Here is a 24,223-nt window from a genome sequence, read left to right as displayed (position 1 = left end):
CTCGTCGGGCGAGCCGTTACTCGGCGCCGGCAAGCAAAACGTCCACATAGCTACCGCCTAAACGGTCGATCTCCTTCAGAGCGCGCTTGAGAAGGCCGGCAGTCCTCACCCGAAATGCAAGGTCATCGGCAAACTCGATAGTAAACGCACCCGCGAGCACCTGTTTGCGCAGCTCCGAAACCGTGTCCACGGCACGCTCCATGCATGTCGCAACGCAGCCGTATTGAAATGCCTGGTGCGTATCGCTACCCGACACCATGGGAATCCCCAAACGGCGTGCGAAGGCACCGGTGCGCTCGATGGCGTCATCCCGACCATGGGCGAGATCTTTGCCGTTCAGATCAACGAACTCAAACGCCTCGAGCGCCTCATCCGGCTGCTCTGGAATATGCCCGGGCTCGCGGAATGGGTGCGCGCACCCAAAGAACAGCTCGCGCCGGCGCACCTCTTGCCCCAGCTCCGCCAGGGACAGAAAGGAGCCCTTTGGCTTATGGAGCTCAAGCGCGCGGTTGAAATCAAGAATCTCCTCCATGGTACCCAGCACCAACGTATGGCCGCCTTCCGCGACATCGATCTCCATGCCGGGAAAGACCAGAAGGCCGCCCACGTCAAAGGCGTCTCCGCGACGATCATAACGCGCAGCGATATCTGCATACACCTCTTCAAATCCCAGCGTGTTGAAATGCTCGGTCAAACAGATGGCGTCAAGACCGGCGCGTCGCGCCTCGGAAAATAGCCAGTCGGTATACGCGGGCGAGTACTTCAGGTACTTAGCAAGCTTGCCGTGGGTGTGAAAATCGATACGCATCTACAGGACCTCCAGAAGGGCGGGCAGCGCCAAGCAGAACAACGCATAGGCCGCCGACGCAGCGATGAAGACGGCGTCGTTGCTGCCGACAGCAAGCGACGAGAGGCGGATCTTGAGCACGTCTGGATTGGCAGACGCGTAGCGGTAGCCTTTGAGTTCAAGAGCCTCGACCGTGGTGCGGGAGCGCTTCGCCATGTTGAGCATAAGCGGATAAAACGACTGCACGATGGTTTTCACCTGATAGACCAACCAACGCAGTTTTCCCAGCAGGGTGTCGTGCGCAGGTGCCCTGCCTCGCAGGCGAAATGAGAGCAGTATGTTCTGCAGCTCTTCCATCATGATGGGCAGGATGCGGTAGGCAAATGAGATAGAAAACGACAGCCGCTCAGGAAAACCAAACCACAGCAGGCCGCTTGAGAGCCTGTCAGGGTCAAGGCCCGAGAACACCGTAATGGATGCCAACGAGCAGGATGCGACTTTGAGCGTAAGCACCAGAAGCGGCGTCAACGTATCGGCGTTGCCCCCAAAGACCAGCGCGGCCACAAACATATAGCCCGTTTGCGCGAACACGCCCACGGCAAAGATGACCAGCACCAGAGGCGCCACGCGCGCCAAGCGTGTTGTGACGGCAGTAAAGAGAAACATCGCCAGCAGCATGGGTACGCTGCCCATAAACCATGGTGCTATACCGAAAAAGAGGTACCAGACAATGAGCACGCGCGGATCCAAGGCCGCAATGGGAGTATCGTCATTTCCGTAGGCGTTTTTAAGCACCTGGTTTCGCACATAGTCGATAGACACCTTGTCCATCACATTTTCCGAAAGCTTCTCAAGCATGGAAAGCCAGTCTCCTTTCGTCTAGGCAACCAGGCTCCTGCTCCCCATCTCCTGCCGGAGCATCCTCCGCAGCCGCAAGGGCAAGCGCACGATAGCCATCGAAACACATGAGAAAATCCTCGATGTCGTAGCACACGGCACCTGGATCGAGGGCATGTGCCATTCGGAAAATCTCAGGCGGGCGAATGCCTGACGCCTCGACCACCCGCCGGTCTTGAAACACCTCGTCCGGGGTTCCATCCCCTATCACGCGTCCATGGTCAAGCACGATCACCCGGTCTGCAAACTGGCACACAAGCTGCATATCATGGGTAGCGATGATTACGGTATCGGTAATGCCGCGTAGGTCGGCGACCGTGCGAACGATTTCCCGACGCGTAGCGATATCCAGATTTGCAGTGGGCTCATCCAGCAACAATATCGGGGGATCGAGCGCGATGCCGATGGCAAGAGAGGCGCGCCGCATCTGGCCGCCAGACATGAGGCGACCGTCGCGATCGGCGAGGTCATGCAAGCGGAAGCGATCGATGAGCGCCTGAGCGCGGTCTCGCCGGCCGTCCACCCCACGGGCGCGCATGGCAAATTCAATATCTGCCCGAACGGTATCTTTGATGAACATCTGCTCGGGATTTTGATAAACCAGCGACACCCGATCCGAAAGCTCCTCCGGAGCAAGCTCGCGCGTGGAGGCGCCCGCCAGCGCCACCGTCCCGCTTGTCGGCTTTACAAGCCCGCACATGAGCTTCATGAGCGTTGTCTTGCCTGCGCCATTTGACCCGACCAGCGCCACTTTCTCGCCCGCATGGATGGTAAGGTCCAACTGGTCGAAGACCGTGACCGGGTCGCCCTTGACGCTGCGATAGGCGACGCAGACCTGCTTAAAGGCGACGGCCGGCTCATCGCTCGACGAAGCGGAAACGCCCGGAGCACCAGCGGCGTGAAATGGAATGCCCGCGAATGCGCCGACCCCCTCATCAACCGTTGTCGGCAGCGGGACCGCCGCGTCGAGGATTCCCGTGTCCTTGAGCTCTTGCGCCGCCTGGGCAATTTGTGGCGGATATATATCGCTCGCTCTGAGGTCGTCGAGCTGACGCAGAGCATCGCGAGCGGGCATCACCCATGAGACGGCGCCGCCGTTCATGAGCACGGCATGGCGGCAGAACTCCGCGATAAAGTCGGTGTGATGCTCGATGACGATGACGGTCTTGCCAAAGCGCTCGTTCAGGTCGCGCAAGACCTCGTAGGTCTGGTGCGCGTGAAGGGGGTCGAGCTGCGCCACCGGCTCATCCAGAATAATGACCTTCGGCTCCAAAGCGAGGGCGCCCGCGAGCGCGAGCAGATGCTTCTGGCCGCCGGAAAGCGACCAGACGTAGTCGCGAGCCCGTTCGGAAAGACCGCAGAGCTCGAGCGCACGCATGCCACGCTCCACATAATCAGGCTGAGCATAGTTGAGACATGCAAATGACGCTTCATCGAGCACCGTAGGGCGAACGAGCTGGTTCTCAAAATCCTGATAGACATAGCCCACATGACGTGCGAGCTCTCCGATAGAAACCGTCGGCGCATCCAGCCCGTCCACCACAAGCGAGCCGGACAGGTCGCCCGCGATAAACTGCGGAATAAGGCCGTTGATCGCCTTGCACAGCGTCGATTTGCCGCAGCCATTCGCCCCCATCACCGCAAGGAAGTCGCCCTCCGCAACCTCAAGATCCACATTGCGGAGGGTAGGCTTCTCGGCGCCGGGATAGGTAAAGGTAAGGTCATGAATTGAGATGATCGGCATGTCCCAGCCCCTTGGAACCTAAGCTCGGCTCAGCTTCGCGGAGCGGAAAAGGCAGTAGCATGCGACCAGCGCAATCACAACGGCAACCAGCAGTCCGACAAAAATCGCCTGCATATCGCCTGCCCAATCCGCCTCCCACTCGACAATGCTCATGCCGGCCTCGGAAAGGCAGGCGGCGCCCGCGGCGACGACGAACAATGCAACGGATGCGGCGGCGAGCCTGCCTACGACGGGACGCGGGGCGTTTTCGGGGGTGCGTGGCTTCATGCCCAGCAGAGGCTCAATCTTTCCATAGAGGCGCGGCACCAAGAAAAGCGTCGGCAGCAGGCAGAACAGTATTCCCGAAAACAGAAGGTCGTTCACAGCGGCAAAGCCCTCAGTAAAGAAGACCGACTCAGGCAGGCCCGGAACAGCCTCGAACTCCTCAACCGCAAAAACCACCTTCAAGATGTCCACACCGGCGCTCATGGCAAGCTGCAAGGCGGTGGCGCCAAAGGCAGCGACGCCCACCAGCTTGAGATTGCGCGGGTCGTGCACGACCGTTCCAGCAAGATAGACCGCGATGCTCACGGTAAGAAACTTCTCAACCTCGCCTATTCCTCCAAACTGGCCGAGCATTATCTCGCTGAATACCAACTCTCCCGTGGCTGCGCCGAGCGCGACCGAGAGCGGGTCGAACAGCATGGCAAGCGTAAGCGGAATAAACAGGAAAAACTCGACCGAGAACTCAACGATACCCACCTGTACCGACGGGATGAGCTCTGAAACAAGCGTTGCAAGCCCGTAGAGCGACATGCTCAGCACGAAGACCATGAGCTTATGCGACTGAGCGGTTTGCTCCGCAGATGTAACCGACATGGGATTCCCCTCTCTGTGACAATGTGACAAATGAAAGAACTCAGTTTTTGAATGAAAATGGCCATAATCAGCTGCCTTACAAAACGCTGACAAAGCTCACCGCCCTGGGCCAACGCCGAAGTGTTCACAGATGCGCATATACTTGTCGTTGACATTCGCGCCACAAGCGCCACCAACATGAACGGAGGAAACATCATGTACGGAAGCACCGCTGCCCTTCGCGCCGTCGTCTTCGATATGGGCGGCGTGCTCATGACCTTCGACGGCCTGTTTTTTGCCCAGCAGTACACCGACTCCGATGAGGACGCGCACCTGCTTGCCGGCGCCTACTTTGGACGCCGCGAATGGTCGCTGCTCGACGCCGGCGTCATCGCCGTGCCCACCATGGAGCGCATTGCCCAAGCGCACCTGCCCGAGCGCCTTCACCCCAACCTGCACGCATGTGCCGCGGAGTGGCAGCGCTACTCTCGGCCCATCGAACCCACCAACCGCCTTGCCCTGCGCCTCAAGGATGAGGGCCTGAAGGTCTATCTGCTCTCCAACGCATCGACCGAAATCGACAAGCAACTCAATCACTGCCCCGCCTACCAGGTTATGGACGGACGCGTGGTCTCCGGCTTCGAGCGCCTCATGAAGCCAGACCCCGCCATCTATACGCTGCTGTGCGACCGCTATGGGCTCGACCCCGCGTCCTGCCTGTTCATCGATGACAACCAGGACAACTGCCGCGGAGCCGAGGTGGCGGGCATGAGGGCGTTCCATTTCACCGGAGACGCCGACGCCCTTGCCGCGTTCATCGACGGGCTGCCCCGCTAGAAAGCAGGACCGCCGGCATCCCAAACGGGTGTCCCGAGGCGCCATCGCCTCCGACGCCTCGCCCCTTGCCAGGCCAGCACCGGCCAAGAGCAGGGAGGGCCCGCCGCGGGAGCCGGCGCGCCCTCGAGAACGGCCCCGGATCGCATGCGCCCTTGGGCGTGTAGAATCCGACCGCCGAACGTCCTAATCGCATGAGCGGCCCACCTTTTCGGTATGATGGGTGGGAAGACCAGCGGCAGCGCCGCAATCCTGCATACCTATAGGAGGATGCACATGAAACTCTGGGATAAGATCAAGGGCACCGTCACGCCCGACTCGGGCGTCGAGACTCCGCAGGCTGCATCGTTCGCAACCCGCCCGGACACCATCTACTCGCCGGTATCCGGTATCCTCATGCGTCTTGAGGAGATCAACGACGAGGTCCTCTCCGCCCACCTCTTTGGCGAGGGCTACGGCATCCTTCCCACCAGCCGCACGCTCTATGCCCCTGCAAACGGCCGCATCGCCGCGACCACGGTGACCAACCATTCCATCGGCATGCTCACCGACGACGGCGAGGAAATCATCATGCACATCGGTCTGGGCACCGTGAACATGAACGGAAAGGGCTTCACCTGCTTCGTCAACCAGGGCGATGTCGTGAAGGCGGGCACCCCGCTCATCGCCTTCGAGCCCGAGGCGATCTCCTCTGCCGGCTATGAGGATGTCGTGACGCTCATCATCTCCAACGTGGGCGACAGCGTCCGCGTGAATCACATCGGCAGCTCGGGTACCCTGCTCGGCGGACGCCCCCTCGTGAAGGTCGGCGACCCGCTGCTCGTCGTACGCAAGTAGCCTGCGCTTTGACCTGCGCGAACACATCAGCTTGCAGCTGGCGCGAACGCGTCAAGCTGCCTTGGAACTGACGGGGGCCCGCACGGGCCCCTTTGCTTACCGAGTAGTTACGCGCGGATATCGAAATCTTTTTAAGAATCCGTCCTAATAGCTACCAATCCGGAAACATTTAGCGCATAATAGTCGTGTACGCGCGCGGCAACCGGAGAGGGACCGAAGGGACCGGGTCGCCGCGCAATCGCCTGCGTTCTAAGGAGAACAGCATGAAGTTTGTTTGCCCCGTCTGCGGTTATGTCGAGGAGTTCGACGGCGAGGAGCTGCCCGCCGACTTCAAGTGCCCCCAGTGCGGCGTCTCCGGTGACCGCTTCATCAAGCAGTCCGAGACCGAGATGACCTGGGCCGCCGAGCACGTCGTGGGCGTCGGCAAGCTGCCCGAGGTCTCCGAGGACATCGTCAACGACCTGCGCGCCAACTTCGAAGGCGAGTGCAGCGAGGTGGGTATGTACCTGGCCATGGCTCGCGTCGCCCATCGTGAGGGCTATCCCGAGATCGGCCTGTACTGGGAGAAGGCAGCCTTTGAGGAGGCCGAGCACGCCGCCAAGTTTGCCGAGCTTCTGGGCGAGGTCGTGACCGACTCCACCAAGAAGAACCTCGAGATGCGCGTCGAGGCCGAGAACGGCGCCACCGCCGGCAAGACCGACCTTGCCAAGCGCGCCAAGGCTGCCGGCCTGGACGCCATCCACGACACCGTGCATGAGATGGCTCGCGACGAGGCCCGTCACGGCAAGGCGTTCGCCGGCCTGCTCAAGCGCTACTTCGGCTAATATCGCTCGCTCGAGCGCAGCAGAGCACCGCGTAAGCAAGAGGCGCCTCCGAGAAATCGGGGGCGCCTCTTATTTTATGGCCAATGTGGAACCGCAACCTTGCCAGAATCGCCAACGGCCTGGACCTCGGAGAAAAAGGATTCGCTTTTCCTACATTTAGCCGAGGGGATGAACATGATCGCGAAATGGACAAGGCTTCTACCAGGCTTTTTATTACACGACTAGAGCGCTCTATCTCACACTGCCGCCGTAAATGTCGGAAAGGCGCGCTTGTTTGAACGAAGACCGCCCCAGCAGCCTCGAGCAGAGGAGCTGGGGCGGTCCAAAGCCAATAGCTCATACCTTATCGGCACGAGAATCTCCGGTTGCGTGACGGCACGCGTCGGCGCAACCCAGGAGCGGCGTGCGGGTGCCTAGTAGCGACCGCCGCGTCCGCCGCGATCGCCGAAGCCGCCGCGTCCGCCACGGTCGTTGTGGCCACCGAATCCGCCACGACCGCCACGGTCGCCGAAGCCGCCGCGGCCGCCACGATCACGGTCGCCGAAGCCGCCGCGTCCGCCACGGTCGCCGCCGAAGCCGCCGCGGCCGCCACGGTCGCCGAAGCCTCCGCGTCCGCCACGGTCGCCGCCGCGGCCGCCGCCGAAGCCGCCGCGTCCGCCGCGATCGCCGAAGCCTCCACGTCCGCCGCGATCGCCGCCGCGGCCGCCGCCGAAGCCGCCGCGGCCGCCACGGTCGCCGCCGCGCTCGTCGCGCTTCTCGGCGGGACGGTCGAGACCCATCTCGGTGAGCGGGTCGATGACCATGTCAAGCAGGGAAAGCAGCTGCTCGGCGGACTCAGCAGAGAGCTGCGGGATATACTTCTTGCGCTTCTTGCCCTGGGCCTCGGCGAGCTCCATGGCATCCTCGCTGGCGAAGACCACCACGTGACGCATGTCGTTGTCCTCGGGCTCGACGCGAGCGACGATGTCCTGCTTCTCGGCCTGGATCAGGATGTCGTTGAGCTCACGGAGACGCATGCCCATGAGGTCGGCCATCTCCTTCTCCTCCATCTTGGGCTTGAGCTCAAGAAGCTTGAGGGCGCGCTTCAGCGTGTTCAGGCGCTCGGCCTCCTCGGCCGCCTGCTCGGCGAGCACGTCGCGGCGGGCACGCATAAGGCGAGCGGCACGGTTCAGCTTATCGAAGAGCTGGTCGTCCAGGTTCTCAGGAGCCACCTTGCCGTCCTGATCGGCAGCCTCGTCCTCCTCGCTGTCGTCCTCGGCCGCATCCTCGGCCTCGTCGTCGGCCAGAATCGACGCGTCCTCAACATCCATCTCGTCAAACTCGGACACGCCTGCGATCGCGGCGGCCTCGGCCATCGTCTCGTCCATCTCGTTGTCCATCTCTTCAACTTTGCCGAACTCAGTCATGCACGTTCCTCCTGCGCCTTCCGGCGCTTGTCATGGGCGCGAATCTCGCGCCAGTCTTTCGTGGGCCCATCGCCCGATATTCCAGCCTTTCGGCTCGTTGCAAGTGTAGGCGGGATGATCGTCCGCACCACGAAGAATCTGTGTGCACACAAAATCGCCCCGGCCTTCAGACCGGGGCGATAGACCGCGTCAATCCCTGAGGCGCGCTGAGGCGCGCCGCCGTCCGGACTAGATGCCGGCGGCCTGGCGCGAGGGCTGCGCCACCATGAGCTCGCGGGCGAGGCGCACCGCCTGAATGCCGAGCGGATAGGTAATAAAGGAGAGGAAGAAGACGAAGCTCGACAGGTCGATGAGGGCTCCCGCGTCCGCGCTCATGCCAAACGCCTTGATGAACTGGCTCAGGATGATCATGGCATAGGTACACCCCACATATTTGAGCACCTTGCCCTTAGTTCCGGTGAACTCGCTCTCGCGCACCAACTTCACGTTCATGGTGCACCACCTTCCCGCCTGTCCCGCGTCCCCGCATGGGGACGACTATGCATATTCAACCTACCCGTGACACACAAAGCGCCTGTCAGGTAATTGTCAGCGGAATGTAAGATGCCGCGAACGTTGCCAATAGAGCCGTGAACGGCGCCGGACCCGCCTCCGACGCCGTTCGCCGCCGCTAGTTTTGACGATAGTGCTCGAAGAAGTCCGCAAGGTCGTCGAGCGCCTCGCGCAGAATACCCATACGCGGCAGATAGACGATGCGGAAGTGGTCCGGCTTGCCCCAATTGAAGCCGCCGCCGCGCGTGATGAGGATGCGTTTCTCGTGCAGCAGGTCAAGCGCGAACTGCTCGTCATCCGTGATGTTGAAGCGCTCGACATCCATCTTCGGGAAGATGTAGAAGGCTGCCTTCGGCTTGACCGCGGTGATGCCCGGAATGGCGTTCAGCGCCTCGTAGACATAGTTCCGCTGCTCATACACGCGCCCGCCCGGCGCCACGTAGCCCTTCACGCTCTGATGGCCGCCGAGAGCGGTCTGAACGATGGACTGCGCGGGCACGTTCGAGCACAGGCGCATGTTGGAGAGCATGTTCACACCGAGGACGAAATCGCGCATGCAGCGCTTGTTGCCGGAAAGAATCATCCATCCGATGCGGTAACCGGCGATCATATGGCTCTTCGACAAGCCCGAGAACGTCACGCAGGGAAGATCGGGGGCGAGCGAGGCGATGGAGACGTGCTCGATGCCGTCCATGCACAGGCGGTCGTAGATCTCGTCAGAGAAGATCATGAGCTGATGCTTCCGAGCGATCTCGACGATCTGCTCGAGCACCTCGCGCGGATAGACCGCCCCCGTGGGGTTGTTGGGGTTGATGATCACGATCGCCTTGGTGGCAGAGGTGACCTTGGACTCGAGGTCGGCCAAGTCGGGGTTCCACTCCGCCTCCTCGTCGCAGATGTAGTGAACCGGCGTGCCGCCGGCAAGGGTTGCGCAGGCAGTCCACAGCGGGTAGTCGGGGCTAGGGATGAGAATCTCGTCACCCGTGTCCAGCAGCGCGTTCATGCACAGCTGGATGAGCTCGGAAACGCCGTTGCCGGTGTAGATGTCATCCATGCCAACGTTTGGCAGCCCCTTGAGCTGGGCGTACTGCATGATTGCCTTGCGTGCTGAAAACAGGCCGCGAGAGTCCGAATAGCCTTCGCACTCCGGAAGCTGCTGGCGCATGTCGGTGACGACCTCGTCGGGGGTGCGGAAGCCGAAGGGTGCCGGATTGCCGATGTTGAGCTTCAGGATGCGCAGCCCTTCCGACTCCATGCGGGCGGCCTCATCGGCAACGGGGCCGCGCACGTCATATAGAACGTTGTCAAGCTTGGAAGACTTTTTGAACTCACGCATGGGGATGCTCCTTTGCGAAACTGATGATGACGGAACGGGCGCCGCCGCCTGCGACGCGACATGAGCTGAGTCCCGAGAAGACGGGCCCCGACGGGCGGCCTCACGCCGCGCGGAAGCTCGCCCTCCGCTTGATGCGGCTTTGCCCGCCCCGGCGCCCTTGGCGCATGCGCCCTGCATGTCCGCGCCGGCGAGCCACGCCGCATCGACCGAAAGGATGTCGGCGAGCAGGCGCATCACGTCGCGCCGCGGCACGGTTTTTCCGCTTACATATTGGCTTACCTGGCTTTTTCCCAACCGCTCGCCACGCTGGGCGGCGCAACGAATGAGATCGGCCTGCTTCATGCCGGCATTCGCCAAGGCATGTCTTAGTCGCTCTGAAAACGTCTCGCCCACGGCATGTCACTCCCGTCAGATTCAAAATTGAACTTAGGTTCAATTTTTATGGGAGTATACCACGTTGATATTGAACTATTAGTTCAATTTTCACATCATGCGATGCACAAGGTTCAAAGTTATACGCGCACCACCCACGACACGGACGCGCCGACAGCCGCCGCCCCCAAGAGGGGCGCGCGCCGGCGGCGCGACGGGCCTTGGAGTCCGGCGGCCATCTATCCCCCCAACGCGGCTCGGTACAACGCCTTATAGGTGACACCCTCCTGCGAAAGCACGCTTTTGAACAGCGTGACGCGGCAGGCCGTGGCCGGAGCGGGGAACATCGGGCCGTCCAGCGGCCGCCTGGGCAGCGCCGCGCGGCGCGCCAGGGTGATATGCGGACGAAAGGCCTTCTGGTCGTAGCCGACGCCCGCGACATCGAGCTGGTCGCGCACGGCAGATGCAAGGGCATCGAGCTCAGGGGTCAGCCGTAACCCCAGCCACAGCGTGGCGTCGTGCGGACGGCCGAACGTGCCGAGGCCGTCGGGGACAAGCTGGATGGCAGGCGCGCCGCCGCAAGCAAGATCCATGGCGTCCACCACCTGGCGCGCAGCCGCCTCATCGATCTCCCCAAGAAACGCCAGCGTCACATGGTAGGTGTCACGCCGCATGAAGCGGCCGCGGACCTGCGCCTGGAGCTGACGCGCAAGCACGGCGACGTCCGCCTCGAAATCTTGCGGAAGCTCCAGCGCGATGAACGCACGCACACCGATCACCTTCCCCTATACCAAAGGAGGCGCCACCCCCTGGATGCCGCCTCCCCCGTCGAGTCACCTTGAAGGGCCTCGCTACTCCCTGCCATCCCAGCAGTAGGTGCATACCTTCGCGGGATCGATGCCGATGGCCTCGAGCATGCCCGGCAGGCTCTGATAGCTCAGAGAATCGAACCCCAGCTGTTCGCAGATCTGACGCAGCATGCATTTGCCGCGCTCGGTCGAGCTGTCAGCATACTCATCGAGGTGCTTGTCGCCCTCCTCGCCCTCAAGCTCGCGCACCACGCGGCGCGCGATGAGGTCCTGGTCGGACTTGCCGCGCGAGAAGCTGAGGTATTTGCAGCTGAACATAATCGGCGGGCAGGCCGAGCGCATGTGCACCTCGGTGGCACCCGCCTCGTAAAGAAAGTCCACGGTGTTGCCCAGCTGCGTGCCGCGGACAATGGAGTCGTCGACGAGCAGCAGGCGCTTGCCCTCGATAAGCTCGGGCACGGGAATCTGCTTCATCTCGGCGATGCGGTCGCGAACCGCCTGGTTGGTAGGCATGAAGGAGCGCGACCAGGTGGGGGTGTACTTGATGAACGGACGAGCAAACGTGACGCCGCACTCATTGGCATAGCCGATGGCATGCGGAAGGCCGGAATCCGGCACGCCGGCAACGTAGTCGACCTCGGGAAGCGTGCCCGCCGCCGCCTCGTCGCGCGCCATGATGCGTCCGTTGCGATAGCGCATGACCTCGACGTTCACGCCCTCGTAATTTGAGTTGGGATAGCCGTAGTACACCCACAAGAAGGCGCAGATCTTCATCTCCGAAGTGGCTGGCGAGAGCGTCTCGTAGCCCTCGGCCGTGACGCGCACGATCTCGCCCGACCCCAGCTCGTAGGCGTCCTCGTACCCCAGCTTATGGTAGACAAAGCTTTCAAACGAGATGCAGTAGCCCTCGCCGGCCGTGTCCCGCCCGATGATGACCGGCAGACGGCCCATGCGGTCGCGCGCCGCGAAGATGACGCCGTCTTCGGTCATGACAAGCAGGGTGAGTGAGCCCTCGACCTGCGATTGGGCAAACTTGATACCCTCGACAAGGTCGTCCTTCTGGTTGATGAGCGCCGCCACGAGCTCGGTATGGTTCACCGCGCCGGAGCTCATCGCCATGAACTGGGCGCCGCCCTGCTCGAAATAGCGCTCGATGAGCTCGTCGGCGTTGTTGATGATGCCCACGGTCGTGATGGCGAACGTCCCGTGGTGGCTGCGGACGAGCAGCGGCTGCGGATCGGTGTCGGAAATGCAGCCGATGCCGCTCGTGCCATGAAAATGCTCGAGGTCCTTGTCGAAACGGGAGCGGAACGGAGCATTCTCAATCGAGTGGATCTCCTTTTGGAAACCGCCCGTTCCCTCACAAAACACCATGCCGGCACGTCTGGTCCCCAGATGCGAGTGATAGTCCACGCCAAAGAAGACGTCCAGCACCACGTCGCGCTTGGATGCCGCGCCAAAGAAACCGCCCATATGCTCTCCCCTTGCAAATCGCGTCGTTTGTCGTTGTGTCGCGGTGGCCGATTCGAGGGCTTCATTATAGGACACACAACCTGCACCGCAGGTGGAGCAGGCATATCGCGAAGGCAACACAACTGGGCGGCGCCTCGCCTACTCTTTGACAACCTGCCCCTGGTCGTCCTCCGGCGAGATTCGCCCGCCCGCAGCGCGCGCTTCCTCAAATGCCGCCTTCATGGTCTTGTTGCCCCGCGTGAGCTTCTTGATGGTGAGGTCTTGGGCCTTGTCGTTTGCCAAGCGGAGGTTGCGGTCGCTCGAAAGCAGGGCCTCCTTGGTCTTTTGCAGGTGCGCGATGGTCTTGTCGATCTCCTCGATCGCCGTCTGAAACTTACGGCTCGCAAGCTCATAGTTGCGAGAGAAGCCGTCTTGGAACTTAAGCAGCTTCTCCTCAAATGTGGTGACATCGATGTTCTGCTGGCGCACCAGCGCGAGTTCTTGCTTGTAGGAAAGCGAGCTCAGCGCGGCGTTTCTGAGCAGGGTGATGATAGGGATGAAAAACTGGGGGCGAATCACGTACATCTTGGGGAAGCGATAGCCCACATCGACGATGCCCGCATTGTAGAGCTCGCTCTCCGGCTCGAGCAGAGACACCAGAATCGCGTATTCGCAGCCCTTCGTAGTGCGGTCATGATCGAGCTTCTTGAAGAAGTCCTCGTTTTTATGTTTGGTGGCAGTCGTGTCGTTTTCGTTTTTCATCTCAAACATGATCGAGACGATCTCGTTGCCCGCCTCGTCGCATTCGCGGAAGATATAGTCCCCCTTCGTACCCCCGCTCACATCGTTGTCCTTCTCAAAATAGGCATGGGGGAACGCCGTCATGCGAATGCGATTGAACTCGGTCTCGCAGTGCTGCTCGAGCGACTCTCCGACCATCTTGGTGGACAGGCGCGCCTTCATGTCGCGCAGGCGCTCGATCTCTTCATCCTTGTAGCGAATCAGGGCCTCGCTCGTTTTTGCGGCCTGCTCGAGTTCGAGCGCATGGGAGGCCCTGAGCTGCTCGCGCTCGGAAGCGCGCACGGCACGCTCGCTCGCGAGCTGCGAGCGGGCCTCGTCTCGCTCGGAAACAACCTTCGCCACCGCGCGCTCGCGCTCGAGCGCCGCAGCGTTTTTCTGCTCACGCAGCTGGGAGCGCAGCTCCTCGGCAGCGGCCTGCGCACGGCCCATCTCTTCTTGAAGATGCCGGTCGGCCTCGGCCTGAACCTTTTGCAGCTCAAGCTCCTGGCGCCCCTCGAGCGACGCCAGCTCCGCCTTCAGGCGGTCGGCCTCGCGTTGAAGCTCCGCCTGGACTCGCCCCGCCTCGGCGCGCGCCTCGGCCGCCGCCTGCTGGCATGCATGCTCGCGCTCCGAGGACGCCGCCTCGAGCCGCGCGGTCAGCTCGGCGATCTTCGTGTCGCGCTCTGACACGCCCTTTTGAAGGCGGGCCTCCGCCTCCTGCTGGGCGAGCCTGACTGCCTGGTCGCGCTCCTGCTGCAGCAGCTGCTCGCGCTCCCCCAGCTCACGCTTGAACTCATCGGTGCGGACTTGACGCAGAATGTCTGCGTAGCCGGTCTCGTCGACCCGGAACACCGTGCCGCATTTGGGACATTTGATCTCGTTCACGACGCCCCCTATCGAACGTAGGCCATCATGGCATCGAAGGTCGCCTCGGCATCGCGCCGGCCCAAGTCATACACCTGTTGCAACAGCTCTGGATCCTTGACGACCGTGGGCAGCACGATCGGCTCCGATGGGCGAATCACAAATACCTCCCCCTCGCTCTCGAGGCGGGAGAGGCGGTCGCGCTGGTCGTTGTAGCGCAGATGGCGGTTGGCGAGCAGCTCGACCAGCTTGGGATAGCGATGCAGCCAGACCTTCAAAAACGGCATGAGGCCATTGGGCTGCTTGCGATATGAGCCGTCCTGCGTGCACACCACCACACAGCGGCCATAGCCTTGCGAGAGCATCCAATCGTATGGAATGGAATCTGCCGTGCCTCCGTCGAGCAGCTTGCGCCCCTCGAGATGTACGGGACGAGACAGCGCGGGGATGGACGCCGAAGCGCGGATCCACTCGATATCGTCCTCTTGTCCGAGCTCAAGGTCGTGATAGACCGCCTCTCCCGTCTCGATATCGGTTGCCACGACGGTAAATCGCATGGGATTCGCCTGGAAGGTCTCCACATCGAAGACGTCAAGCTCCCATGGCAGGCGTCCATAGGCGAACTTCTTGTTGAAAAGGTCGCCCGTGGTGATGAGGCTGCGCAGGCTGGCATAGCGAGGATCCGCGCAGAAGCGCTTGTTGTACCTGAGCGAGCGTCCGATCTGCAATGACTTGAAGTTGCAGCCGAACGTGGCGCCCGCCGACACGCCCACCGTAGCCGTAGCGGTAAATCCGCGCTCCATCCACACATCGGTGATGCCGGCGGTGTACATGCCACGGAATCCGCCGCCCTCGAGCACCACGCCGACGCTCGGGGCGCCCGGCGCCGTCTGCGGAACAGAAACCCCCCGAACAAATACCTTTTCCTCTTGCTGGGCCACGTCGATACCTCCCTTTGTGATGGAAGGTAGTATAGCGCGGCGCCCGGACACACGCCGAACGCCGCGGGAGAACCGCCGGGCGGCACCCGTCGGCACGCTGCGGGAATCCCCGTCGACGCCGCAGCGTCGACGGGCCCAGGGCTAGTCTCCGCCGAAGATCTCCATGATGTCGGAAAGGGCGGACATGGGGTTTTGCTTCTTCTTTTTCTTGTCCTTGTAGTAGCGGTCATCGTCGTAGCGGCGCTCTTCGCGACGGCGCTCGTCGCGGCGGCGCTCCTCATACGAGTCGCGATCGTCGTAGCTGCTATAGGCCCGACGATCGTCACGCGCTTCGCGACGGTGCTCCTCGCGATAGCTCTGCTCGGCGGTACGGGCGCGCTCGACGATCTTGTCGAGCTCTCCGCGGTCGAGCCAGATGCCGCGGCACTCGGGACAGTAGTCGATCTCCACGCCGTTCTTCTCGCTCATGAGCAGCGTGACGTCTTTGCATACGGGACATTTCATGGTCGGCCCTCTCCACACGAGGTCGGCTCCTCGGCATGACGCGGGCGGCGTCACGCCGGAAGATGGTCACGAGGGTCCTTATACCCAGCGCCTCTCGATATGTTGCAGACGTGGCATCAAAACGGCATGCGCGCAGGCAGGACCGGCCTCCGCGGCGGCACGGGCGTCCAACGAAGGGGCGCCGCTCGGTGACTACACGCCCGAGGAGTTCGACAGCATCATCGACATCAACGTCAAGAGCGTCCTCAACGGCTGCCAGGCAGCCTCCCGCGTGCTTGAAGAGGGAGGCGTGATCATCAATACGAGCTCCATGGTGAGCAAGATGGGCCAGCCCTCCGGCGTGGGCTATCCCATGAGCAAGTTTGCCGTTAACGGCATCACCATCTCGCTTGCCCGCGAGCTGGGCCCGCGCGGCATCCGCGTGAACGCGGTCGCGCCCGGCGTCACCGCAACCGATATGGATGCATCCCTCCCCGAGGAGATGATCAAACCCATCGCCGACGCCATCCCCATGAAGCGCGTCGGTCGGCCCGAAGACGTTGCAAACGCCTTCGTATTCCTGGCGAGCGACATGGCGAGCTATGTCACGGGCGCCGTGCTCCCCGTCGACGGAGGCATGACGGTCTAGCCCAGAAGCGGGTCGCTGGGATTCACGCCACCCAAGCCATGCGCCCGTCCGGCACCATCGGCCAGTCCAAGGCGCTCGACGGTCATCCGCCGGGCGCCCTTTCACACGTGTCGCCGCATCGGTTACCGATTGGAGTCGAGAGCGATCAGGTCTGTTCTCGAAGGCGTGGCGGCGCTAAGCTGGATGGGTTCGCTACAGCGCAGCGCTTCGTGCGGCGCATGGCGCCCGCTGCACCGCTCAGCGCGATCGATACAGACGCGACCGCGCGAAGCGCCCACGGGGAGGGAATCGGCATGGCGATTGATAAGGTTCGTTCGTTTCTGCGCGAACGCGGCATGGAAGACCGCGTGATGGAGTTTGACACCTCGAGCGCCACGGTGGAGCTCGCGGCGCAGGCAGTCGGCGTCGAGCCCGCACACATCGCCAAAACGCTCTCGTTCTACGTCGGAGACCGCGTGGCGCTGATCGTCGCCGCAGGCGACGCGCGCATCGACAATCCAAAGTACAAGGCGCAGTTCCACACCAAGGCCAAGATGCTCTCGGCTGCCGACGCTGAAGAGCGCATCGGCCATGCGGTGGGCGGCGTGTGCCCGTTTGCCGTCAACGACGGCTGCGACATCTATCTCGACGCCTCGCTCAGGCGCTTCGAGGAAATCTATCCTGCCGCAGGAAGCTCGAGCAGCGCCGTCCGCCTCACCTGCGACGAGCTTGAGCAGCTCTGTGCCCCCTGCACCTGGATCGACGTCTGCAAGCTGCCGTCGTAACAACGCTTTGGCGCGTATATACGCCGCGGCAGCGCCGCCCTGGTTCGGACCCGCCCCCGCGCCGAATCAGGGCGGCGCTCCATTTGAGTCCAGAGGCAACGTAGTCTCAGTTTCTTGCTCGAAACGAGGTCAAAAGCGAGACCACGGCCCTTATAGTCTCACTTTTGGCTTGGCACGAGGAATCCAGGGGTCGTAGCGAGCGACGTTCGAATCGGTTGGGGGAGTTCGCGCGCCTACCTGCACCGGCACCCACCTGCACCGCCTCATCACCACATGGCTCCTAGCGCAGCAAGCCTGAGCGCGACCTCTGGTGCGCGCACAGCCCGCACGCCAGTGCCAGCGCTGCCGCGGCAACGAGCGCAAGTGCAGCAGCCTCCCCGCCGGGCGGAATCACCCAGTCTGCACCAGACCACGGCTCGCGGATGCAAAATGTCGCATCGAAGAGCATCGGAGACGCAAGCGGACCCAACACCACAAAGAGCGGGATCGCCTTGAGCAAAACGCCCACGTATCCTGCGCTCACGCGCGAGAGCGCAAACGCGAAGGCAGCCGTCGCAAGTCCGAGCATGAGCACCATCGCCGCACGGATACCAAGATAGAGACCCATGCTCATATCGAACCAGGGGAAGCGCACGTCCCACGCGAGACTCCCGACCATGCTGCTGCCCAGGTCGAACACGCCGAGCACTGCGAGCGGCACCGCATAGGCTGCCAAGCACACCACAGCGATGCCCGCCGCGCTCACAAGCGTCGCCACTAACTGCGCCCACAGCACGCGCTGCCCGCTGCGCGAGGTCAGCTGTAACGGCCGGACCCGGTGCAACCGATCCCGCACGAGCACAGGCGACACGAGCACAAGCGTCGCAGCGAGCACGTGCACGGCTAGATAGCGCATATAGAATCCAAGCATCTCCATGATGTACACGGATAGATATCCATCCTCTGCACGCATCCCGAGCTCGCGAACACGTGCGAAGGCAGCATCCCCAACATACGAGGGCAGCGCAACGGTATAGTCCGGATCGGCGGCGCGAGCGTCCCACCCCACGAGATAGGCCTCCATCTCTTGGATCAGGTAGCCGTCTGCATCCTCGAGCACCGCGGACCACAGCTCGGAGAAGCCATCGTCAGGCAGCTCCATCCCGGCGGCGGCATCCTCCAGACGTGCCTCGTCCGCCGCCCGCAGCTCGTCCCAGCTCGTGATGCCGAGCGCCTGCGCGCGCTCATCCGTCGCAAGAAAGGCCGCCAAGCGCCCCTGCTCCTCCGCGAGGTCCTGAGCGATCTCGGCCCGCTCGCGCGCATCGATGGTAGGGCCGAATCGCCCGGCCCAGGAGCGCGCGAGCATCAGCGTTGTATGCGCCGGCTCGTTGCGTCCCAGGCCAACGGTCACATAATAAGACGGAAAGAGCAAGTAGAAGAGAGCACTGAGCAAAAGCAACGCAAGGACGATCGACAAACGCCAGAGCTTGCGCAGCTCACCGATCACAAGTCTCATACCACCACGTCCCTCCGGGAAAACCGCCGGTACGACCAACCAGCCATCGCCGCCACGCCAACAAGTCCCACGCCCACCGCGACGGCCTCGTGCCAGGGAATGAAGGAGAAGCGCCCTTGGTCGGTAAACCATGCCCAAGCCCGCAGCCATACGTTGACCGGCAAAAATGAGGCTGCCGCGTACATCTCCCACGCCCCCATCCGCGCCGCCATGTCCGAGATAACGGGCATCGACACGCAGGCGGCCGCAAGCGCAAGCGCCGTGCGGTACGCATCGCGAAACAGCGTGCCCCAGGCACTCGCCGTCACCACGGCCATAAGCACCAAAGCCGCCCCGAGCGCACATGTGGCAAGCAAGTATCCCGCTACCGTGAAATCGCCCCAGGTCATGAATGGCTTGATGAGGTTCCCCTCGACCAAGAAGTTGAACTGGCTCGACACGTTCGCACCCATGAGGTCGCCCGCACCTAGGAAGAAGACCGCGCCGCCGAGCGTAGCCGCCGCGAGCAGCACGTAGCACGCAAGCCCCACCGCAGCCGCGCATGCGAGCTTAACCGGCATGATGCGACGGCCAATAGCAGAGGAGAAGAGCATCTGGCGCGTTCCGGCCATCCGCTCCACTTCTTGCAACAAGAGGGCGACAGCAATGCCCGCCAACGCTCCCTCGCCGATCACCGCGGGCATAAGTCTGCCAAAAAGCAGCTGGTGCACGTCGTGGGTGTAGGGCCCTGCGTAGAGATCAAGGGCTGCGCCTGTCGCGGCAAGGTGGTCCACCCGCGCCTGCAACGCCTGGTACTTGCGCTCGATCAGAGCTGCGAGCGACGAGGGTCCCAAAGGGGCTGTGTAGTGCGCGGAGAGCTCTGCCGTATCCATGCCCTCAAAGATGTTCTCGGCCGTCGCCACCGCATCGCCCAGCAGCGCGCGGTCCTCCTCGGTCGCGCCCGCCGCAAAGGCTTCCCGCATCGTCTCGTCGATACGCCCCCCAAAGGAGCGCGTCACCCCAGCCGCCGAGCGCACGTACGGGACCAGGTATGACGACCCCGCAACGATCAATGCGTTGAAGAGCAGGCTCAGTGCAAGGAACCCCGCGAGCACCGGCATCATGGCGAGCTTGCGAAACTCCGCGACCATCAGGGCCCTCATCGGAACCCTCTCCAATTGCGCCACGGAGCGCCCCGGCGCGGACCCGACGCATCCACACCGTCCACGTGCGCGTCGCGATATAGCACCAAGAAGGCATCCTCGAGCGTCGGAGCGCTTGCCACGGCTCCCGCAGGGAGCTCTCCTGCTGCGATGGCTTGCGGCAGCGCAATGCGACGCACCGGTCCCGCCGTACCCTCCCGCTCGCCGAGCCTGAGCTCGCCAGGTAGCTCAGGGGCATCGAGCGGAACCTCAAGGATGCGCCCGACAAGCGGGGCGGTGAGCTCGGATGCGTGCTGATACGCCTTCACCTGCCCGTCGCGAATCAGCACGATCTGCCCAGCGATAGTTTCTATATCTGAAACGATATGTGTCGAGAGGATCACCGTGCGCGTCGCCGCGAGCCCGTGGATGACGCTCCGGAACCGCGCGCGCTCGCGGGGGTCGAGGCCGGCCGTGGGCTCATCGAACAAAAGGATGTCGGGGTCGGCGATGAGCGCCTGCGCGATGCCCACGCGCTGGATCATGCCGCCCGAGAACGTCCGCATGCGGGTGTCGGCCACCTCGGCCAGACCCACCAGGTCGAGAAGCTCCCCGATGCGAGGGTCGGCAACGCGACGCGGCACGCGCTGGAGCGCCGCCACATAGCGCAGGAAGCGCCGCGGCGTATAACTCGGGTATACGCCGACCTGCTGCGGCAGGTATCCAACGTGGGCGCGGTAGGCCTCCCCGAGGCCGTAGATGTCCTCACCATCGAGGAGGATACGGCCCTCACTCGGCGTCTGCAGGGTTGCGAGCATCTTGATGAGCGTCGTCTTCCCCGCGCCGTTGGGCGCAATGAGACCAGTAACGCCGTGCCCGCAGACCAGGGAGGCACCCTCGATTATGGTGCGCTCTCCAAAGCGCTTCGTTACCTGCTGCAGTTCCAGCATGACTCCTCCTCGCCCTCACACATCTGCCGCCGCGGGACGCGTCCCGCCGCACCCGCGCCACACAAAGGTGCGGAGCTCGACCAGATAGCACCCGACGGCCGACAGCGCGATGACCACGAACACGACCGCAGGAACGCGCATCACGAACGCCGCGCCGTGCGCATCGTGCAGCAGAACCGCCCCCACCACGGTCCAAAGCACCACCGGCGCGGCATATGCCCCCATCTGCGCCACGGATCCCCGGCCATCGGCCGCGAGCAGCGACGCAAGCGCGAGCGCCGCAAAGACGCACAAGCCTGCACAGGCAACCGCAAACAGCCAAGCCAGCGGCACCGCTCCCGCCGCAAGCAGCCAGAGCGCCCCCGTTGCGGGAACACTTGCCGCAAGCGATACGACTCCGAAGGCGAGCATGCGCAGCGCGCCGACCTCGTATACCGTCACTCGACACGTGCGCCGCCAGGCCGCCAGACTCCCCCGGGCGTCCTTCCACATGGTGAGCGAAAGCAAGAGCCCATAGAGCACCGGCGCCCCCATAAACGCCGCTACCGGCACCACGCTCGCGGTAGATGCCGAGGACAACGCGAGCGCGATGCAGGCAAACACTGCCGCAGCCCCCGCAACGGCACAGGCAACCGCATCGCCCACGCCGGCAAAGAGCGTGACCGGCGTGAGCGTTCGCAGTGCCTCCCGCAAACGGGCCTCAGGGAGCTCGAGCTGGCCCAGGCCCTCTGCGACCGCCTCCCGAATCATCCGCTCGCGCACTGCGGCATCGAGCGGGGGCATCTGCGCATCCGCCGCGCTCCGGCACGCCGCCGCCAGCGCGTCGTCGGTATCCCATGTTCCAGGTGTATCCGTGACACCACCTGTGAGCACGCCGCGTTGCGCCTCAACCGCCCGCACCACCATGCCCCCGTCTTTGCAGGGCACGTTCGTGAGCCTATCGCGCCGCCCCGCAGCCCGCCCACGAGCTGCAACCGAGCCCTTCGCCCCATTCCTTGGAATCCGATCTTCCCTCACGATGTCCCACCTTCCTCGCGTCCCACCGCATCCCGCTCCAGCTCCGCGCGGAACCGCTGCATAAACCGGTGGTACTGGGATTTCACCGCCGCCTCGCTCTGTCCCGTCTCCGTGGCGATCTCGCGGAATCCCATCTCGCCAAAGATGCGCAAGCGCACCACCTCCGCCACCCGTGCGTCTCCCGTTGCAAGCGTCCGATCGAGACGAGCTAAGAGCCCGGTCTCGTCGAGCACAGGGCGCGCCGCTGCAAGATCCTCCAGCTCGACCGATTCGACGGGCACCGTAGGAGGCCGCCGCATGCGCCAATAGTCTGTGAGCCGGTTCGTCGCGATGTGGAACAGCCAGGTACGAAACGACGCGCGACGAGCATCGAAGCGTGGCAGCGCCCGCAATGCCGCAATGAAGACGTCTTGTGTCAGGTCACGCGCCCCGTCCGCATCATGCAGCCGCCGCGCACAGTAGCGGTACACCTCGTCGTAATGCCGTCTCACCAGCGCATCTGCCGCATCGCGCGACCCGCGACGCACCACGGCACGCACCAAGCGTGCATCGCGGCGCGCCTCATCCATGCGCCCCTCGCTGCCCCATGCCACTGACTCACCTCCCTTTATTGCTATGTACGAACAGCCCGTCCCCTTCGTTGCAGCCATACGCAAAAACCCGGCCGCCGCAACGGGCGTGCCGGGCTTCTGCTGAATTAAGGCGTAGGAAAGAGAACGGGCCGCCGCGGCTACGCGTCAGGATGCCCTACCAAACCAAACCGGTAAGCCAAAAGTTATTTCTTGATCCAGGAGAACATGGAGCGGATCTTCTCGCCCGTCTTCTCGATCTCGTGCTCGTTGATCTTCTCGCGCTGCTCAAAGAGCCACTTGTGGCCGTTGTTGCAGTCGTCGACAAACTCCTGGGCGAAGCTGCCGTCCTGGATGCGTGCCAGGATTTGCTTCATGGCGGCGCGAGACTCCTCGTTGATGACCTTCGGGCCGGCGTAGTACTCGCCGTACTCGGCGGTGTTGGAGATGGAGTAGTTCATGAAGTGAATGCCGCTCTCGTACATGAGGTCGACGATCATCTTCATCTCGTGGTAGCACTCGAAATACGCGAGCTCCGGCGGATAGCCCGCCTCGGTCAGGGTCTCGAAGCCGGCCTTGACGAGCTCGACGAGGCCGCCGCAGAGCACGGCCTGCTCGCCGAAGAGGTCTTCCTCCGTCTCCTCCTTGAAGGTGGCCTTGATGATGCCGGAGCGGGCGCCGCCGACGCCCCAGCAGTAGGAAAGCACGATATCCCAGGCGTCGCCGGTAGCGTCCTGCTGCACGCACGCGAGGTCGGGCACACCGGAGCCCTCGGTGTACTGACGGCGCACGATGTGGCCCGGGCCCTTCGGGGCGCACATGATGACGTTCACATCCTCGGGAGGAACGATATAGCCGAAGTGGATGTTGAAGCCATGGGCGAAGGCGAGGGTGTCGCCGGGCTTGAGGTGGGCCTTGATGTGCTCCTCGTACACCTTGGGCTGGGTCTCGTCGGGAGTGAGGATCATGATGACGTCGGCTTCCTCAGCCGCCTCGTCCATGCTCGTGACCTTGAGGCCCGCCTCCTCGGCCTTCGCCCAAGAACTGGAGCCCTCACGCAGGCCGACGCGCACGTCGCATCCGGAATCGAGCAGGTTCAGGGCATGGGCATGGCCCTGGGAGCCGTAGCCGATGATGGCAATCTTCTTGCCCTGGATGACCTTCGGATCGCAGTCGGATTCGTAATAGATCGTAACAGCCATGTTCTTCTCCTTAGTTGTTCGTGGCTGGTGTTACCAAGTAATGGGAAAATAGGGGGCTTCTGAGACGAATGGGCTGAAGGCCGAGCGACGCCAGAGAGCGGTCATGGCCGGGGCGGGTCGGCTTGATAGGAGGCGAAAGCACGCTTCGGCATGCGATCAGCGATTGAAAGCCGAACCCGCCGCACGACGGCCGCACGGCGCCGACCAGCCGCGCCTACGAATCTCGCGCCCCACGCGACATGGCGATCTTGCCTGTTCGCGTGAGCTGGCGAATGCCATAGCCGCGGAAGAGGTCCTCGAGCGCGTCGAGCTTGCTCTGCGTGCCCGTCGCCTCCACCGTGAGGGAGTTCTTGCCCACATCCACGACGTTCGCGCGGAAGATGTTGGCGATCTCGATGATCTCGTGGCGACGGTCGGGCGGAGCGAGCACCTTGAACAGAACAAGCTCGCGCTCGATGGCGTCTTCGTCGGTGAGGTCGGAGATCTTGTAGACGGACACAAGCTTGTGCAACTGCTTGGTGATCTGCTCGTAGCCGACCTCGTCCGCCTGGACGATGATGGTCATGCGGCTCATGGTGACGTCTTCGGTAGGCGCCACGGTGAGCGAATCGATATTGAAGCCGCGACGGCTGATCAGCCCGGTCACGCGGGAGAGCACGCCCGGCTTGTTCTCGACGAGCACGGAGAGGATGTATTTCATC

24 protein-coding genes are annotated in these 24,223 nt (G+C 63.0%); 5 read left to right on the top strand and 19 right to left on the bottom strand.

The features are described 5' to 3' along the window. Positions 1–16: 16 nt before the first annotated feature. From H6A15_RS01885 to H6A15_RS01870, 4 genes are read right to left on the bottom strand one after another with little or no spacing between them, the layout of a single operon-like run. Positions 17–808: a PHP-associated domain-containing protein gene (locus H6A15_RS01885; protein WP_204672002.1), complete on the bottom strand. Its 792-nt coding sequence runs from the start codon at positions 806–808 to the stop codon at positions 17–19. Next, on the bottom strand, positions 809–1,645 hold the full coding sequence (locus tag H6A15_RS01880; protein WP_204672001.1) for an energy-coupling factor transporter transmembrane component T family protein: 837 nt from the start codon (positions 1,643–1,645) through the stop codon (positions 809–811). It abuts the gene before it with no gap. Next, on the bottom strand, positions 1,638–3,428 hold the full coding sequence (locus tag H6A15_RS01875) for an ABC transporter ATP-binding protein (protein ID WP_204671999.1): 1,791 nt from the start codon (positions 3,426–3,428) through the stop codon (positions 1,638–1,640). The genes H6A15_RS01880 and H6A15_RS01875 overlap by 8 nt, the downstream gene beginning before the upstream one ends. Positions 3,429–3,446: 18 nt before the next feature. After that, positions 3,447–4,286: a hypothetical protein gene (locus H6A15_RS01870; protein ID WP_204671997.1), complete on the bottom strand. Its 840-nt coding sequence runs from the start codon at positions 4,284–4,286 to the stop codon at positions 3,447–3,449. A 195-nt stretch (positions 4,287–4,481) separates the two neighbouring features. Between H6A15_RS01870 and H6A15_RS01865 the strand changes: the two genes are divergently transcribed. The 3 genes from H6A15_RS01865 to H6A15_RS01855 all read left to right on the top strand — a co-directional run bounded on the left by H6A15_RS01865 (position 4,482) and on the right by H6A15_RS01855 (position 6,760). Beyond that, the gene (locus H6A15_RS01865; RefSeq protein WP_239462279.1) at positions 4,482–5,102 is read left to right on the top strand and encodes an HAD family hydrolase; all 621 of its coding nucleotides are present in this window, start codon (positions 4,482–4,484) and stop codon (positions 5,100–5,102) included. 273 nt (positions 5,103–5,375) lie between these two features. Next, positions 5,376–5,936, top strand: coding sequence for a PTS sugar transporter subunit IIA (locus tag H6A15_RS01860; RefSeq protein ID WP_204671993.1), 561 nt, complete (start codon positions 5,376–5,378; stop codon positions 5,934–5,936). Positions 5,937–6,199: 263 nt separating this feature from the next. After that, positions 6,200–6,760 (top strand): ferritin family protein, encoded by a 561-nt coding sequence (locus tag H6A15_RS01855; RefSeq protein WP_204671990.1) that lies wholly within the window; start codon positions 6,200–6,202, stop codon positions 6,758–6,760. Between the two features lie 413 nt (positions 6,761–7,173). Here H6A15_RS01855 and H6A15_RS01850 read toward each other — a convergent pair whose 3' ends face one another. The 8 genes from H6A15_RS01850 to H6A15_RS01815 form a co-directional block, all read right to left on the bottom strand. After that, on the bottom strand, positions 7,174–8,166 hold the full coding sequence (locus H6A15_RS01850) for a hypothetical protein (protein WP_204671988.1): 993 nt from the start codon (positions 8,164–8,166) through the stop codon (positions 7,174–7,176). A gap of 228 nt (positions 8,167–8,394) precedes the next feature. Beyond that, positions 8,395–8,658: a hypothetical protein gene (locus H6A15_RS01845; protein WP_204671986.1), complete on the bottom strand. Its 264-nt coding sequence runs from the start codon at positions 8,656–8,658 to the stop codon at positions 8,395–8,397. 178 nt (positions 8,659–8,836) lie between these two features. Then, positions 8,837–10,396 carry an aminotransferase class I/II-fold pyridoxal phosphate-dependent enzyme gene (locus H6A15_RS01840; RefSeq protein WP_239462278.1) on the bottom strand — a complete coding sequence of 520 codons (1,560 nt, stop codon included), beginning with the start codon at positions 10,394–10,396 and terminating at the stop codon, positions 8,837–8,839. Between the two features lie 269 nt (positions 10,397–10,665). Continuing rightward, entirely contained in the window at positions 10,666–11,196 is a 531-nt protein-coding gene (gene thpR, locus H6A15_RS01835; RefSeq protein WP_204671983.1) for an RNA 2',3'-cyclic phosphodiesterase, read from the bottom strand. Between the two features lie 81 nt (positions 11,197–11,277). Further along, positions 11,278–12,708, bottom strand: a complete 1,431-nt coding sequence (locus H6A15_RS01830; protein WP_204671981.1) for an amidophosphoribosyltransferase — start codon at positions 12,706–12,708, stop codon at positions 11,278–11,280. A gap of 138 nt (positions 12,709–12,846) precedes the next feature. After that, positions 12,847–14,352: a DUF2130 domain-containing protein gene (locus H6A15_RS01825; RefSeq protein ID WP_204671979.1), complete on the bottom strand. Its 1,506-nt coding sequence runs from the start codon at positions 14,350–14,352 to the stop codon at positions 12,847–12,849. A gap of 8 nt (positions 14,353–14,360) precedes the next feature. Then, positions 14,361–15,272, bottom strand: coding sequence for a patatin family protein (locus tag H6A15_RS01820; RefSeq protein ID WP_342635787.1), 912 nt, complete (start codon positions 15,270–15,272; stop codon positions 14,361–14,363). 141 nt (positions 15,273–15,413) lie between these two features. Further along, positions 15,414–15,776 (bottom strand): zf-TFIIB domain-containing protein, encoded by a 363-nt coding sequence (locus H6A15_RS01815; RefSeq protein ID WP_204671977.1) that lies wholly within the window; start codon positions 15,774–15,776, stop codon positions 15,414–15,416. On the opposite strand from H6A15_RS01815, the gene H6A15_RS01810 reads away from it, so the two are divergent. Continuing rightward, on the top strand, positions 15,775–16,404 hold the full coding sequence (locus tag H6A15_RS01810; RefSeq protein WP_239462277.1) for an SDR family NAD(P)-dependent oxidoreductase: 630 nt from the start codon (positions 15,775–15,777) through the stop codon (positions 16,402–16,404). The genes H6A15_RS01815 and H6A15_RS01810 overlap by 2 nt on opposite strands. A gap of 218 nt (positions 16,405–16,622) precedes the next feature. Continuing rightward, entirely contained in the window at positions 16,623–17,168 is a 546-nt protein-coding gene (locus H6A15_RS01805; protein WP_239462276.1) for a YbaK/EbsC family protein, read from the top strand. A gap of 280 nt (positions 17,169–17,448) precedes the next feature. On the opposite strand, the gene H6A15_RS01800 is transcribed toward H6A15_RS01805, so the two are convergent. The 7 genes from H6A15_RS01800 to ilvN form a co-directional block, all read right to left on the bottom strand. Continuing rightward, positions 17,449–18,663 (bottom strand): hypothetical protein, encoded by a 1,215-nt coding sequence (locus H6A15_RS01800; RefSeq protein WP_204671975.1) that lies wholly within the window; start codon positions 18,661–18,663, stop codon positions 17,449–17,451. Beyond that, on the bottom strand, positions 18,660–19,805 hold the full coding sequence (locus H6A15_RS01795) for a hypothetical protein (protein ID WP_204671973.1): 1,146 nt from the start codon (positions 19,803–19,805) through the stop codon (positions 18,660–18,662). The genes H6A15_RS01800 and H6A15_RS01795 overlap by 4 nt, the downstream gene beginning before the upstream one ends. Further along, positions 19,802–20,734, bottom strand: coding sequence for an ATP-binding cassette domain-containing protein (locus tag H6A15_RS01790; protein ID WP_204671971.1), 933 nt, complete (start codon positions 20,732–20,734; stop codon positions 19,802–19,804). The genes H6A15_RS01795 and H6A15_RS01790 overlap by 4 nt, the downstream gene beginning before the upstream one ends. Positions 20,735–20,749: 15 nt before the next feature. Beyond that, the gene (locus H6A15_RS01785) at positions 20,750–21,661 is read right to left on the bottom strand and encodes a hypothetical protein (protein WP_204671967.1); all 912 of its coding nucleotides are present in this window, start codon (positions 21,659–21,661) and stop codon (positions 20,750–20,752) included. Between the two features lie 86 nt (positions 21,662–21,747). After that, positions 21,748–22,320, bottom strand: coding sequence for an RNA polymerase sigma factor (locus H6A15_RS01780; RefSeq protein ID WP_204671966.1), 573 nt, complete (start codon positions 22,318–22,320; stop codon positions 21,748–21,750). Positions 22,321–22,526: 206 nt separating this feature from the next. Further along, on the bottom strand, positions 22,527–23,522 hold the full coding sequence (gene ilvC / locus H6A15_RS01775) for a ketol-acid reductoisomerase (RefSeq protein WP_204671964.1): 996 nt from the start codon (positions 23,520–23,522) through the stop codon (positions 22,527–22,529). 214 nt (positions 23,523–23,736) lie between these two features. Further along, positions 23,737–24,222 carry an acetolactate synthase small subunit gene (gene ilvN, locus H6A15_RS01770; RefSeq protein WP_204671962.1) on the bottom strand — a complete coding sequence of 162 codons (486 nt, stop codon included), beginning with the start codon at positions 24,220–24,222 and terminating at the stop codon, positions 23,737–23,739. Position 24,223 lies beyond the last annotated feature (1 nt).

The organism is Enorma phocaeensis (genome assembly GCF_016901575.1).
GTDB classification, from domain to species: Bacteria; Actinomycetota; Coriobacteriia; order Coriobacteriales; family Coriobacteriaceae; genus Limicola; species Limicola phocaeensis_A.
This window is presented reverse-complemented; position numbering and strand designations above follow the sequence as displayed.

Excerpts from the sequence above, each read along its gene's own strand:
- H6A15_RS01860 (WP_204671993.1), top strand. The coding sequence starts at position 5,376 with ATGAAACTCTGGGATAAGATCAAGGGCACCGTCACGCCCGACTCGGGC.
- H6A15_RS01830 (WP_204671981.1), bottom strand. The coding sequence starts at position 12,708 with ATGGGCGGTTTCTTTGGCGCGGCATCCAAGCGCGACGTGGTGCTGGAC.
- H6A15_RS01810 (WP_239462277.1), top strand. The coding sequence starts at position 15,775 with ATGGTCGGCCCTCTCCACACGAGGTCGGCTCCTCGGCATGACGCGGGC.
- H6A15_RS01855 (WP_204671990.1), top strand. The coding sequence starts at position 6,200 with ATGAAGTTTGTTTGCCCCGTCTGCGGTTATGTCGAGGAGTTCGACGGC.
- H6A15_RS01795 (WP_204671973.1), bottom strand. The coding sequence starts at position 19,805 with ATGAGGGCCCTGATGGTCGCGGAGTTTCGCAAGCTCGCCATGATGCCG.
- H6A15_RS01805 (WP_239462276.1), top strand. The coding sequence starts at position 16,623 with ATGGCGCCCGCTGCACCGCTCAGCGCGATCGATACAGACGCGACCGCG.
- H6A15_RS01885 (WP_204672002.1), bottom strand. The coding sequence starts at position 808 with ATGCGTATCGATTTTCACACCCACGGCAAGCTTGCTAAGTACCTGAAG.
- H6A15_RS01790 (WP_204671971.1), bottom strand. The coding sequence starts at position 20,734 with ATGCTGGAACTGCAGCAGGTAACGAAGCGCTTTGGAGAGCGCACCATA.
- H6A15_RS01845 (WP_204671986.1), bottom strand. The coding sequence starts at position 8,658 with ATGAACGTGAAGTTGGTGCGCGAGAGCGAGTTCACCGGAACTAAGGGC.
- H6A15_RS01815 (WP_204671977.1), bottom strand. The coding sequence starts at position 15,776 with ATGAAATGTCCCGTATGCAAAGACGTCACGCTGCTCATGAGCGAGAAG.
- H6A15_RS01870 (WP_204671997.1), bottom strand. The coding sequence starts at position 4,286 with ATGTCGGTTACATCTGCGGAGCAAACCGCTCAGTCGCATAAGCTCATG.
- H6A15_RS01865 (WP_239462279.1), top strand. The coding sequence starts at position 4,482 with ATGTACGGAAGCACCGCTGCCCTTCGCGCCGTCGTCTTCGATATGGGC.
- H6A15_RS01780 (WP_204671966.1), bottom strand. The coding sequence starts at position 22,320 with ATGGATGAGGCGCGCCGCGATGCACGCTTGGTGCGTGCCGTGGTGCGT.
- H6A15_RS01850 (WP_204671988.1), bottom strand. The coding sequence starts at position 8,166 with ATGACTGAGTTCGGCAAAGTTGAAGAGATGGACAACGAGATGGACGAG.
- H6A15_RS01800 (WP_204671975.1), bottom strand. The coding sequence starts at position 18,663 with ATGAGACTTGTGATCGGTGAGCTGCGCAAGCTCTGGCGTTTGTCGATC.
- H6A15_RS01875 (WP_204671999.1), bottom strand. The coding sequence starts at position 3,428 with ATGCCGATCATCTCAATTCATGACCTTACCTTTACCTATCCCGGCGCC.
- ilvC (WP_204671964.1), bottom strand. The coding sequence starts at position 23,522 with ATGGCTGTTACGATCTATTACGAATCCGACTGCGATCCGAAGGTCATC.
- ilvN (WP_204671962.1), bottom strand. The coding sequence starts at position 24,222 with ATGAAATACATCCTCTCCGTGCTCGTCGAGAACAAGCCGGGCGTGCTC.
- H6A15_RS01840 (WP_239462278.1), bottom strand. The coding sequence starts at position 10,396 with ATGAAGCAGGCCGATCTCATTCGTTGCGCCGCCCAGCGTGGCGAGCGG.
- H6A15_RS01880 (WP_204672001.1), bottom strand. The coding sequence starts at position 1,645 with ATGCTTGAGAAGCTTTCGGAAAATGTGATGGACAAGGTGTCTATCGAC.